At 65.9% G+C, this 12,427-nt stretch carries 11 protein-coding genes; 10 read left to right on the top strand and 1 reads right to left on the bottom strand.

The window, feature by feature from the left end:
- The first annotated feature begins 9 nt into the window (after nt 1–9).
- From BLT19_RS06925 to BLT19_RS06970, 10 genes are all read left to right on the top strand, one after another.
- Nucleotides 10–1,659 carry an AMP-binding protein gene (locus tag BLT19_RS06925; protein ID WP_197673051.1) on the top strand — a complete coding sequence of 550 codons (1,650 nt, stop codon included), beginning with the start codon at nt 10–12 and terminating at the stop codon, nt 1,657–1,659.
- Between the two features lie 30 nt (nt 1,660–1,689).
- Complete coding sequence (locus BLT19_RS06930) at nt 1,690–2,466, top strand: electron transfer flavoprotein subunit beta/FixA family protein (RefSeq protein WP_091488069.1); 777 nt, start codon at nt 1,690–1,692, stop codon at nt 2,464–2,466.
- A 10-nt stretch (nt 2,467–2,476) separates the two neighbouring features.
- Nucleotides 2,477–3,460 (top strand): electron transfer flavoprotein subunit alpha/FixB family protein, encoded by a 984-nt coding sequence (locus BLT19_RS06935; RefSeq protein ID WP_091488071.1) that lies wholly within the window; start codon nt 2,477–2,479, stop codon nt 3,458–3,460.
- A 701-nt stretch (nt 3,461–4,161) separates the two neighbouring features.
- On the top strand, nt 4,162–5,211 hold the full coding sequence (locus BLT19_RS17950) for a cytochrome b/b6 domain-containing protein (protein WP_231917830.1): 1,050 nt from the start codon (nt 4,162–4,164) through the stop codon (nt 5,209–5,211).
- 63 nt (nt 5,212–5,274) lie between these two features.
- Nucleotides 5,275–6,444, top strand: a complete 1,170-nt coding sequence (locus BLT19_RS06945) for a thiolase family protein (protein WP_091488076.1) — start codon at nt 5,275–5,277, stop codon at nt 6,442–6,444.
- A 59-nt stretch (nt 6,445–6,503) separates the two neighbouring features.
- Complete coding sequence (locus BLT19_RS06950; RefSeq protein ID WP_091488078.1) at nt 6,504–7,253, top strand: MBL fold metallo-hydrolase; 750 nt, start codon at nt 6,504–6,506, stop codon at nt 7,251–7,253.
- 132 nt (nt 7,254–7,385) lie between these two features.
- The gene (locus BLT19_RS06955; RefSeq protein WP_091493475.1) at nt 7,386–8,216 is read left to right on the top strand and encodes a pyruvate, water dikinase regulatory protein; all 831 of its coding nucleotides are present in this window, start codon (nt 7,386–7,388) and stop codon (nt 8,214–8,216) included.
- A 53-nt stretch (nt 8,217–8,269) separates the two neighbouring features.
- Nucleotides 8,270–10,663 carry a phosphoenolpyruvate synthase gene (gene ppsA, locus BLT19_RS06960; RefSeq protein ID WP_091488082.1) on the top strand — a complete coding sequence of 798 codons (2,394 nt, stop codon included), beginning with the start codon at nt 8,270–8,272 and terminating at the stop codon, nt 10,661–10,663.
- Between the two features lie 71 nt (nt 10,664–10,734).
- Complete coding sequence (locus BLT19_RS06965; protein WP_231917832.1) at nt 10,735–11,304, top strand: adenylate kinase; 570 nt, start codon at nt 10,735–10,737, stop codon at nt 11,302–11,304.
- Nucleotides 11,305–11,431: 127 nt separating this feature from the next.
- Entirely contained in the window at nt 11,432–11,605 is a 174-nt protein-coding gene (locus BLT19_RS06970; protein ID WP_157681793.1) for a 3-methyl-2-oxobutanoate hydroxymethyltransferase, read from the top strand.
- A gap of 196 nt (nt 11,606–11,801) precedes the next feature.
- Here the strand turns inward: BLT19_RS06970 and BLT19_RS06975 are convergent, their stop codons facing one another.
- The gene (locus BLT19_RS06975; RefSeq protein ID WP_231917833.1) at nt 11,802–12,425 is read right to left on the bottom strand and encodes a hypothetical protein; all 624 of its coding nucleotides are present in this window, start codon (nt 12,423–12,425) and stop codon (nt 11,802–11,804) included.
- Nucleotides 12,426–12,427: the final 2 nt, after the last annotated feature.

Raw genomic sequence — 12,427 nt, forward strand, 5'->3', positions numbered from 1 at the left:
ACGTGGGCAATGACAGAGCTGATCGAGCAGCGACAGACGCCGCTGACCGCCGACGACGCGCAGCACTATCGACGCGACGGGTCGTGGTCGGGCCGGACGCTGCGAAGCCTCCTCACCGACGCGGCGCAGCGCCACCCCGAGCGACCCGCCATCGTCGGCCACGTCACCGGCGGCGTTCGACGGTCGATGACCTACCGAGAGATGGATGCCTCCGCCTCGAGCGCGGCGGATTCTCTCGCCTCGATCGGGGTCGCACCCGGCGATGCGGTCGCGCTCATGCTGCCGAACTGGGTCGAATACCCGGTATTGATGTTCGCCTGCCATGAGCTGCGAGCGGTGTACGTGGGGATCCCGGTGTCGTACGGGGCGATGCAGGTGCTGCCGATTCTGCGCCGGAGCAAAGCCAAGGTCGTCGTTATTCCGCGCGGATGGCGCAGCTCTGACCATCTGTCGCTCATCCGATCGCTGCGTGCCGAGCTGCCGCACCTCGAGACCGTCATCGTCGTCGACGACAGCGACGACGGCTTGGGTGATGAACTTTTCTGGTCGGCGCTCGACGGCGCACCCGCCCATGGCGTCGGCCCCGCCGACCCCGGCGAGATCTGCTACCTGGGTTTCACGTCGGGCACCACCGGTGAGCCCAAGGGAGCGATGCACACGCACGAGACGCTCCTGCACAGCATCGAACGTCTCACGTCGCACATCGGAGCCGACACGTTCGGCGACCACATGGTGCAGCTGGTGGCGTCGCCGGTCGGACACCACACCGGGTACGTCTGGTGCACGCTGTTCACGGTGTTCCTGGCGGGCACTGGTGTGCAGGTGGATCGGTGGGAGCCCCAGTGGGGCGCCGATCTCATCCGAGCCGAGGGCATCACGACCTTCTTCGGTGCACCGACCTTCCTCCAGGACATGATGCGCACCGACCTCACCTCTAAGGCAGGCAACCCGCTGCGCTGCATCGTGATCGCCGGGTCTTCGGTTCCGCGCAACCTTCCACAGCGTGCGGCGGAAGCGCTCGGGGCTTACGTCGCGCCTGCGTGGGGGATGACCGAGTGCAGCATCACCATCGCATGCACGCCGTCCGAACCCGACGACATCCTGCAAACAGACGGGTCGGTGTTTGCGGGGTCTGCCGCACGAGTCGTCGATGCCGAAGACGGCGACGTCGCGACCGGAGCGGTGGGAGAGCTGCTCGTGAAGGGTCCGTCGCTCTTTCTCGGCTACTACGAACGGCCCGACGCGACGGCGGCGTCGTTCACCGCAGACGGGTGGTTCCGTACTGGCGACACCGCGGTGCTCGATGAGCGCGGCTGGGTGTCGCTGCGCGGACGATCGAAGGACATCGTGATTCGCGGTGGCGAGAACATCCCGGTCACCGACGTCGAGACGCTGCTCTTCGACCACCCGGCCATCCTCAACGTCGCGATCGTCGGTACGCCCGACGAGCGGCTGGGCGAGCGGGCTTGCGCGGTCGTGGTGTTCCACGACGGGCAGGCCGACGATCTCGCCGGCCTGTCGCGCTATCTGCTCGACCGAGGTCTGTCCAAGCACTACCTCCCCGAGCGCTTGATCGTTCAGGAGTCGCTTCCGATGACCCAGAGCGGGAAGATCCAGAAGTTCCGACTGCGTGAACTCATCGCGGCCGGGGAGATTTAGACCTATGTTCCGAGATTCGAGGAGATATCGATGAGAATCATCGTGCTGGTCAAGGAGGTTCCCGATACGTACGGGGATCGAAAGCTCTCACTGGAGACCGGGCTCGCCGACCGCGGAGCGAGCGAGGCGGTGATCGATGAGATCGGCGAGCGGGCGCTGGAGGTCGCGCTGAGCTATGCCGACAAGAACGCCGGCACGGAGGTCATCGTGGTGTCGATGGCTCCGGAGGGTTCGGCCGCTACGATCCGCAAGGGACTCGCCATGGGCGCTTCCCGCGCGGTTCATGTCGCGGATGAGGGACTGCTCGGGGCCGACCTGGGGCTGACGGCCGAGGTGCTGGCGAAGGCCATCGAGCGCACCGGGTACGACCTGGTCATCGCGGGCAATCTGTCCACCGACGGATCGGGCGGTGTCATTCCCGCCATGGTGGCCGAGCTGCTCGGAGTTCCGCAGGCGACCGCGTTGACCTCGGTGGAGATATCCGCCAACTCGGTATCGGGGGAGCGGGCGACGGATGCTGGAACCATGCGGATATCGGCGCCGCTTCCGGCGGTGATCTCGGTCACCGAGCGCATGCCCGACGCACGATTTCCGAACTTCAAGGGCATCATGGCCGCGAAGAAGAAGCAGTTCCAGACGCTGTCTCTGGCCGACCTCGGAGTCGACCCTGTCGATGCTGGCGCGGCCCGCTCGATCGTGATTTCGATAGCCGAGAAGCCTCCGCGCGCCGCCGGAGTCAAGATCGTCGACGAGGGTGACGCGGGCGAGAAGCTTGCCGACTTCCTCGCGCAGAACCGACTGGTGTGAGGAGCGAGCGATGACTGATTTTGCGGAGGACTCGATTCTCGTCCTGGTGGATGTGATGCCGAGCGGTCAGCTCGCCAAGAGCGCCGCGGGCCTGCTGGGCGCCGCCGCTGCGGTGGGTACGCCCGTCGCCCTGATTGTGACGGCGCCCGGTCAAGGTGCTGCGGCGGCCGAGGCGGCCGGTGCGTTGGGCGCCGCGATCGTGCTGGTTTCCGAATTGGAGGCGTCGGCCCTGACCGTGCCGATCGTCGACGCCCTTGCCGGCGCGGCCGATCTCGTCCGGCCCGACGCGGTGCTGATCTCCAACTCGATCGAGGGCCGGGATGCCGCGGGCAGATTCGCCGCGCGTACGCGCTCCGCGCTCTGCGTCGACGTCATCGGAGTGTCCCGCGACGACGAGGGCGTCGTGGCGAATCATTCGGTCTACGGAGGGTCGTACAACCTCGATTCGGCCGCGACGTGGGGCGCGCTGGTGATTACCGTCCGGCAGGGCGCCATTGAGGCGCGCGCCGAAGCAGTGGCCTCGCCCACGGTCGAGCCGCTCACCGTCACCGCCTCAGGAGCGGCTGCCGCGACGATCGTGTCATTCGCCGAAGCGGTGGTGGCCTCCACGCGGCCGGAGCTGCGTGGTGCGACGAAGGTGGTTTCGGGCGGTCGCGGACTCGGATCGCTCGAGCAGTTCGTGCTGGTCGAGGAGCTGGCCGACGCGCTCGGTGCGGCGGTGGGCGCATCGCGCGCGGCGGTCGACGCCGGTTACATCCCGCAGACCGCCCAGGTCGGGCAGACAGGCGTTTCGGTATCGCCTCAGTTGTATGTCGCACTCGGAATATCGGGCGCGATTCAGCACCGGGCGGGAATGCAGACTGCCAAGACGATCGTCGCAATCAATAAAGACGCGGATGCCCCGATCTTCGACATCGCCGACTTCGGCGTGGTCGGCGATCTGTTCACTGTGGTTCCGCAGCTCATCGCGGCCATCGAGGCGAAGAAGGCGTAGTGGCGACATTCGGAACGACCGTGCGGAGGGGACTGCCCCGGCGACCCAGCGGCGACCCATGGCCACCGGCCGACGTTGCCGCGCCTGTCGCGGAGTCGGTGTCGCAGGTCGTTGACGTCGCGTCCCAACCGGTCGTCGAGCCAGCAAAGGCAGCCGAAGCGCCCGCCCACCCCGCCGCGCCGCCCACCGCGTCATCGGTCGGGACTTCTCTGCTGTCGCGAAACGCCCCCGCAAGCGCCGTAGATGGACGGTCGGCGACAGCGGAGCAGTTCCGGATCCGTCGCGGGCTGCCGCGAGTTCCCGGTGGGGAGCCTTGGCCGCCTGCATCCACCGTCTCTGCACTCCCGGCCGCTGAACGCGCGCGGCGAGCCGAAACGCCTGTCGCGCCCGCTCCCGCTCTCGTCAGTGTCGCCACCACCGCGCAGCCCGCCGCGCCCGCCGGCACCGTTCCGCGGTCGCAAGCCGCCGGCTCAGCTCTCGATGCCGGACGGTTGGCGACGGGGGAGCATTCCCGACTGCGCCGCGGACTACCGAGGGTGGCCGGCGGAGAGCCCTGGCCGCGCGAAGGATTTGCGACGGCCGTGACAACATTCACCGTTGGCACCACAGCACCCGCACCGTCGAAGGCGACTTCGCCCGAAGCACCTACATCGGGTGCTTCGCAGCAGATCGCGATCGAGACGGTCGAAGGCGGGCGACCGATGTCGGTCGAGGTCGTGCAGGTCGCGGCATCCGTCTCCGACGTTTCCGTCCCGCTCCCGTTCACCCGCACAGTCTTCCCCGGCTCGGGCGGCCGTGCCGCCGCGACGGTGAAGCCCCCACCGCAGCGCTACGGACCCTTCACGAAGGTCCAGTGGGCCGGGGCCGCGATCGTCGGAGGAGCGGGGCTGTTGTTCGCCGCCGCAATGGCGGTGCTCGCCGTGCGGTGGCTGCTCAGTCTCGAGCCGTTGCAGGAGTTCGTCGGGACCTACCCCGGCGAGTATCACCTGCCCGAGGGGGCGCCGGTCGGCATCCCGCCGTGGCTCGGATGGCAGCACTTCTTCAACGTGTTCCTGATGGTGCTGATCATCCGGTCGGGCCTACAGGTGCGCAACCAATCGCGACCGCCGGCCTATTGGTCGCCGCAGTGGAACCTAAGCCGGAAGATCTCGATCAATCTGTGGTTCCACCAGTCGCTGGATATCCTTTGGATCGTCAATGGTGTGATTTTCGTGGTGCTGTTGTTCGTCACCGGGCAGTGGATGAAGATCGTGCCGACGTCGTGGGAAGTGTTCCCGAACGCGATCAGCGCGGCGCTGCAGTACGTGTCGCTGGATTGGCCGACCGAGAACGGGTGGGTGAATTACAACTCGCTGCAGCAGCTCGCCTACTTCGCGACCGTGTTCCTCGCCGCCCCGCTGGCGATCATCACCGGGGTGCGGATGTCGGGCATTTGGCCCAAGAATGCCAAGACGCTGTCCCGCGTCTACCCGGTCGAGTGGGCTCGGGCGATCCACTTCCCGGTGATGCTGTACTTCGTCGTGTTCATCGCCATCCACGTGTTCCTCGTCCTCGCGACCGGCGCGCTACGGAACCTGAACCACATGTACGCCTCCCAGGGCTCCGTGGATCCGAACGCGTACGCGGACAACTGGCTCGGGTTCTGGCTGTTCGTCGCCTCGCTCGTCGTCATCGCCGCCGCGTGGGTCGCCGCACGCCCGCTCGTGCTCGCGCCCATCGCGCGACTGTTCGGCAAGGTCAGCGAGCGCTGATCGGCCGACCGCGTATCGCAGGATCGCGGCTTCGTTAGAGTCCCTCCAAGTAGAAGGAAATAGATGACCGCCTCATTCGCCTACGACGCCGTTCGCACCCCATTCGGACGGGCAGGCGGGGCGCTCGCCGGCGTCCGTCCTGACGACCTGGCCGCCGTGGTGATGCGCTCGATCATCGAGCGGACGGGCCTTGACCCGGCTCGGATCGAGGATGTGATCTTCGGCGACGCGAACCAGGCCGGCGAAGACAACCGCAACGTCGCGCGCTTCGGCGCGCTGCTCGCGGGCTTTCCGACTTCGGTGACCGGGGTCACCGTCAACCGGCTGTGCGCATCGTCGGTGGAGGCCGTCATCCAGGCGTCACGGGCGATCGAGTCGGGCGATGCCGAACTCGTGCTGGCGGGTGGCGTCGAGTCGATGAGCCGCGCGCCGTACGTCGTGGAGAAGTCGGCCAAGCCGTACCCGGCTGTCGGCAACCAGACGATGTGGAACACCGCGATCGGCTGGCGGATGACCAACCGGGCGCTGCCGAAGCACTGGACGATCAGCAACGGCGAATCGGCCGAGCAGATCGCCGGCGAGTGGAACCTGAGCCGCGACGCGCAGGACGAGTTCGCGGTGCGCTCGCATCGCCTCGCCGCCCAAGCATGGGCCGACGGCATCTACGACGGCGAGGTCGTGCAGGTGCCCGGTGCCGAGCTGGCACGCGACGAGGGCATCCGGGCCGACAGCTCGGTCGAGAAGCTTGCAGGACTTAAGCCGCTGTTCGCCGCCGACGGCACGGTCACCGCCGGCAACGCGTCGCCGATCAACGACGGCGCGTCGGCGGTGCTCGTCGGGGCCGAGGGGGCGCTCGATGAGGAGCCCCTGGCCCGCATCGTGAGCCGGGCATCCCACGGCGTGGACCCCGATCAGTTTCCGATCGCGCCGATCGAGGCCGCGAACAAGGCACTCGCCCGGGCCGGCAAGACGTGGGCGGATGTCGATGTCGTCGAGATGAACGAGGCCTTCGCGTCGCAGTCGCTGGCCTGCATCGCCGGGTGGCCCGACCTAGATCCTGCCAAAGTCAACATGCACGGTGGGGCGCTCGCGATCGGCCACCCGCTCGGTGCGTCGGGCGGCCGGATCATCGGGCATGCCGCGCACGAGCTCAAGCGGCGGGGCGGCGGGGTCGCGGTCGCCGCGATCTGCATCGGCGTCGGCCAGGGCCTCGCCGTCGTCCTCGAAAGATAGTCGTGTCGGAACAACGGAGCACGCTCGCTACCTGCCTGGTGGCACCCAATTCGGGACCGATGACGCTTGACGGAACCAACACATACGTTATTCGCGCACCCGGATCGAGAACTGCGGTCGTCGTCGATCCGGGACCGTCAGTCCGCGGGCACATTAATCGAATTGAAGCATTGGGACCTGTCGACCTAGTACTTCTCACGCACCACCACCACGACCACGCTGAGTCGGCGACAGAACTGTCGGAGCGCACGGGAGCGTCAGTGCGCGCGTGGGAACCAACGCTGTGTATAGGTGCTGGTGCTCTTCGCGACGGCGAAACAATCGTTAGCGCGGGTGCGCGCATCGTCGTGATCGCCACACCAGGGCACACCTCAGACTCGGTGTGTTTTCAACTGCCCGACGATCGAGCCGTTGGTAGCCAGGACCGGACCGGCTCCATTCTGACCGGCGACACCATTCTTGGCCGAGGTTTCACTATTCTCGCGCAGTCGGAGAACGCGGTCCGCGATTACCTGACCTCTCTCGAGTCTTTGCGTGCCCTCGACGATGCGCAGCTCGTTCTTCCGGCGCATGGTCCGGCCCTGCCGAGCCTTCGAGTGATCGCCGACGAATACCTTGCGCACCGGCGCGACCGCCTCGCTCATATTTCCGCGGCACTTGTTCAACTCGACCCGCACCAATTGAAGGATCAATCGGTGATCTCCGCGATAACCGACGCGGTCTATCCGGAGGTTTCGGATGAATTGAGGCTCGCCGCCGAAGCATCGACAGCAGCGCAGCTGCAATACCTCGCCGATCGCCGACGATGACCCGTGAACCTCCTGCCCCGGCGGAGAACTCCTCCCTCTGTTCGCCAACTTCGCGATCGATTTGCGTCCACACTCCATGCGCCCCCTCACATCCGCGACGTAGGGACCGTTATCAACGGCTTCATTGTTGATCTGACTCCGCTCCACCCCACAGCGCCTGCGCGCCCCGCCTATTTCGTGTCCGACAGCACCGGCATCACCGCTGAGACACTCGGCAGCGCGCTGCTCGCCAACTTCCCCGGTGTCACGTTCCAGCGCCATACGATTCCGTTCATCGACACCGTCGAGGGTGCGCGTAACGTCGTCCGCGACATCCAGCACGCAAAAGCCGACGGTGCCGAGCCCATCGTCTTCGCAACGGTCAAGTCCGCTGAGATCCTCGCCGAGCTGACCGCCTCGGAGGCCGTTGTCATCGACCTGCTTGGCGGGCACCTGCGTGAGCTCGAGGCGGCGCTGGGCAGTACGGCATCCGAGCAGCTCGGCCAGTACCACGGTGTGGGTGACATTGAGCGGTACTTCGCGCGCATGCGCGCTGTCGAATACGCGATTGAGCACGACGACGGGCAGAGCATGCGGGCGCTCGACATCGCCGACGTCATCATCATCGCCCCCTCCCGATGCGGAAAAACGCCCACGACGATGTACCTCGCCTTGCAGTACGGGCTGCTGGTCGCGAACTACCCGTTGACCGACGACGACTTCCCCTCCGACGGGCTGCCGCGCACGGTCAGTCCCTACGTCGACAAATGCTTCGGACTCACCACGACGCCGCTGCGCCTCAGCCAGGTGCGCCACGAACGCCGACCCAGCTCGACGTACTCGAGCCTCGCGCAGTGCACCCTCGAGCTGCGCCGCGCCGAAGACCTCTACCGCCGCAACCGCGTGCCGTTCCTCAACTCCTCCACGAAATCCGTCGAAGAGATGTCGGCCGTGATCATGCAGTCCATGCGCCTCCGCTCCTAAGCCGAAATCCATCCATCGCCTCGCGCGCCCAACCCAACAGATCGGGACACGAAATGACGAACAACATCCTCTGGTTCACCGAGATCGGCATGCACGACGTCGGCCAGGTCGGCGGCAAGAACGCCTCCCTCGGCGAGATGGTCAGCAATTTGTCCGGCGCGGGAGTGAGCGTGCCGGGCGGGTTCGCGACGACCGCCGACGCATACCGCGACTTCCTCGCCGCCGACGGTCTGTATGAGCGGATCAAAGCCACCGTCGAGGCCCTGGATGTGACCGACGTCGCGGAGCTTGCCCGCGTCGGCGCGAATGTGCGCGAGTGGATCGAGAACCAGCCGCTGCCCCCTCAGCTAGAAGCTGATATCAGAGACGCCTACTGGCTGCTTGCTGGGCGCGAGAGTGGCTCGGTGTCGTGGGCGGTCCGCTCCAGCGCGACGGCCGAAGACCTGCCGGACGCGTCGTTCGCGGGTCAGCAGGAGACGTTCTTGAACATCAGCGGCATCGACAACATCCTCGCCGCGGTACGCAGCGTCTTCGCCTCGCTCTACAACGACCGCGCAATCGCCTACCGGGTGCACCACGGCTTCGACCACCACGACGTCGCACTGTCCGCCGGCATCCAGCGGATGGTCCGATCGGATGTCGGGGCCTCGGGCGTGCTGTTCACCGTCGACACCGAATCGGGCTTCGACCGTGCCGTGTTCATCACGAGCTCGTACGGGCTCGGCGAGGCCGTGGTGCAGGGCGCGGTGAACCCGGACGAGTTCTACGCCTACAAGCCCGCCCTCCGCGAGGGGCGCCCGGCGATCCTGAAGCGGTCGGTGGGGGAGAAGGCCGTGCAGATGGTCTACGCCGACGGCACCTCGGCCGGGGCCAGCACCGTGTTCACCGACGTGCCGCCCGCACAGCGCGCGCAGTTCAGCATCACCGACGCCGAGGTCGAGGAGCTCGGCCGGCAGGCGCTGATCATCGAAGACCACTATGGGCGTCCGATGGACATCGAGTGGGGCAAGGACGGCGTCGACGGCAAGCTCTACATCCTGCAGGCCCGCCCGGAGACCGTGGTCTCCCGTGCGGACGGCAACGTCACCCGCAGGTTCGTGCTCGAGGAACCCGGCACCGTGATCACGATCGGCCGCGCGATCGGGCAGAAGATCGGTGCCGGTGCGGTGCGGGTGATGACTTCGCTCGCCCAGATGAACGAGTTCACCAAGGGAGACGTGCTCGTGGCAGACATGACCGACCCCGATTGGGAGCCGATCATGAAGCTCGCCTCGGCGATCGTCACCAACCGCGGCGGACGCACGTGCCACGCCGCGATCATCGCGCGTGAGCTCGGCATCCCCGCCGTCGTCGGCACCGGCGACGCGACCATCGCACTCGAAAACGGCCGCGAGGTCACCGTCTCGTGCGCCGAAGGCGACAACGGCTTCGTCTACGACGGCATCCTCGCCTTCGACGAGGTGATCACCAAGCTCGACGAGATGCCCGAATCGCCGACGAAGATCATGCTAAACGTCGGCACCCCCGACCAGGCGTTCGCGTTCTCGAAGCTGCCGAACAAGGGCGTCGGGCTCGCGCGGCTCGAGTTCGTGATCAACCGGCAGATCGGCATCCACCCGCGCGCCCTCCTCAACTTCGACACCCTCGAACCGGCGCTGAAAGCCGAGATCGCCGAGCGGATCGCCGCCTACCCGTCGCCGCGCGACTACTTCGTGCAGCGCGTCGCCGAGGGCGTCTCGATGCTCGGCGCCGCATTCGCCCCCGAGAAGGTCATCGTGCGCCTGTCCGACTTCAAGTCGAACGAGTACGCCAACCTGATCGGCGGCGAACTGTATGAGCCGCACGAGGAGAACCCGATGATCGGGTACCGCGGCGCCTCCAGGTACATCTCGAAGGACTTCCGCGAATGCTTCGACATGGAGTGCGAAGCGCTGAAGTTCGTCCGCGACGAGATGGGCCTCACCAACGTCGAGATCATGGTCCCGTTCGTCCGCACCGTCGGCGAGGCGCACGCGGTCATCGAACTGCTCGCCGAGAACGGGCTGCGCCGCGGCGAGAACGGCCTGCGCGTCATCATGATGTGCGAGCTGCCCTCCAACGCAGTCCTGGCCGACGAATTCCTCGAGTACTTCGACGGCTTCTCGATCGGGTCCAACGACATGACCCAGCTCACCCTGGGCCTGGACCGCGACTCCGGACTGGTCGCCGCCACGTTCGACGAACGCGACCCGGCCGTGCTGAAGATGCTCTCGATGGCCATCGACGCCGCCCGCCGAGCCGGCAAGTACATCGGCATCTGCGGCCAGGGCCCGAGCGATCACCCCGACCTCGCCGAATGGCTCGTCGCCCAGGGCATCGAATCCATGTCACTCAACCCCGACACCGTCGTGGAGACCTGGCTGCGCCTGTCGCGGATGGAACGAGTGTCCACCCATCTTTCTGTCTAGATGTCACCTCGCCGATTACTGCGACCGAGTGTCTACCAACCAGCAAACCGCATCAATAAATAGGGAGTCTTGTGTTCAGAATCATCTTGATGGGACCTCCGGGCGTCGGCAAAGGTACCCAGGCACGGCTGCTCTCTTCGACGCTATCGGTGCCCGCGATCAGCACAGGCGACATGTTCCGTCGCCAGATTAGAGACCAGACAGCGCTCGGACGGGAGCTTCAAGCTCTCATTGATACGGGCGAGTACGTTCCGGACGACATCACCACCGCTGTGCTCGCTGACCGATTAGCGGCCGCGGATGCTCAACTAGGGTTCATTCTCGATGGCTACCCGCGTACGCGCGCGCAGATAGGCGATCTCGACAAGCTTCTGTCAGAAGCTTCAATCGGAATTGACCGGGTATTTGTATTGGCGGCGAGCAGAGCCACACTCATTTCGCGTCTGACCGACCGGGCAACGACCGACGGGCGATCGGACGACAGTCCTGACGTCGTCTTACGCCGGTTGCAGATATACGAACGCGAGACCGCCCCAATCGTCGAGGAGTATGGCAGACGCGGGCTGATCGTCGAGATTAGTGGCGAAGGTGCTCCCGAGCGGGTTGCCGAGGACATGATGCGGGCGGTCGGGCGGATCTAGTCGTGCGCACCGAGTCGTTCGACGGCTCGCTTCCAGTGCTTGCCGCGCAGATCGTTCTCGCGCGACTCACTGCCAATCAGCCTTCTGGAGGTGCACTGATACGACTCGTATGGAACGAGCCGGCGCTGTGAGCGCGCAGCCGCATCCGATTCCGCTGCCACGGATAACGTTCGCGCGTCTGGCGGATCAGAAGGCGAAGCGCCAGCCGATCGCGATGGCCACCGCGTACGACCATCCCAGTGCGCAGATCGCCCAAGCCGTCGGCATCGATCTGGTGGTGGTGGGGACTCTGCCGCGATGACGCTGCTGCGCTATGACCCAGCGTGCCGGAGACGGTTGAGAAAACGACGAATAGAACCTGAATCGCGCGCAGGTATCGCCGAGTGCTGAACGCGCATCAAAGACAATAGAGCGGGCTGCTACTTCATAGAGTCGGCTTTAGCGCGCCGCACGCAAAGCTCCGATGACGTAACAAACCGTCCGCCCAGACACGACACTTACAGCTCCGATGACGTCACGCGTGCGAATGGTGTTTTAGTGCGGTTCGTAGCACCAGCAGCTCTGCTCGCCGTCTCGAAGAATAGTCGCTCGGCCTCCCGTCGTCGATCTATGTCATCGAGGACGAACTCGACGAAGTCCACGTCGCGATTCACGATCTTGGCGTCTTGTGGCGCGATCGGCGGGGGTTCTCCTGGCCAGCAGGTCTGGCGTGTCGCACGATCCGTGTCGAGCCGCGTCCCGCACGCACTGATCCAGTCGTGAAGACGCTGTCGGGCGTCTGCGAAGTCGTGGTGCCACCCGAACGGGGCAGAGGCGTGTTGGTCGGGTTCGTATGCACACAGCCAGTGCAGGTGGAGTGCGGACAGTTCCCAGACCAGTTCGGGATGCCGGTGCCATAGCGGTGGCACAACAGAGGCAGAGAGTCCGTAGGTTCTGCGCAGCCAGTTCACCCACCGGTTCAACCGGATCCATTCGAACTCGGCTTCGTCGGCCGTGAGCAGATTCCAGTTCACCGGTCGCGGTGGCTCGGAGGAGCTTGCTCCGTCATTGTCGTCGAAACTCTCGGCGCTATAGGCCGGATCTGGCTCGTCGCCGACGGATGCCATGGCCGCGGATGTCATTG

This window comes from Microbacterium pygmaeum (assembly GCF_900100885.1).
GTDB lineage: Bacteria > Actinomycetota > Actinomycetes > Actinomycetales > Microbacteriaceae > Microbacterium > Microbacterium pygmaeum.

Bases quoted from the DNA above. Each gene is read 5' to 3' on its own strand.
- BLT19_RS06925 (WP_197673051.1), top strand. From the start codon at position 10: ATGACAGAGCTGATCGAGCAGCGACAGACGCCGCTGACCGCCGACGAC.
- BLT19_RS06930 (WP_091488069.1), top strand. From the start codon at position 1,690: ATGAGAATCATCGTGCTGGTCAAGGAGGTTCCCGATACGTACGGGGAT.
- BLT19_RS06935 (WP_091488071.1), top strand. From the start codon at position 2,477: ATGACTGATTTTGCGGAGGACTCGATTCTCGTCCTGGTGGATGTGATG.
- BLT19_RS17950 (WP_231917830.1), top strand. From the start codon at position 4,162: ATGTCGGTCGAGGTCGTGCAGGTCGCGGCATCCGTCTCCGACGTTTCC.
- BLT19_RS06945 (WP_091488076.1), top strand. From the start codon at position 5,275: ATGACCGCCTCATTCGCCTACGACGCCGTTCGCACCCCATTCGGACGG.
- BLT19_RS06950 (WP_091488078.1), top strand. From the start codon at position 6,504: ATGACGCTTGACGGAACCAACACATACGTTATTCGCGCACCCGGATCG.
- ppsA (WP_091488082.1), top strand. From the start codon at position 8,270: ATGACGAACAACATCCTCTGGTTCACCGAGATCGGCATGCACGACGTC.
- BLT19_RS06975 (WP_231917833.1), bottom strand. From the start codon at position 12,425: ATGACATCCGCGGCCATGGCATCCGTCGGCGACGAGCCAGATCCGGCC.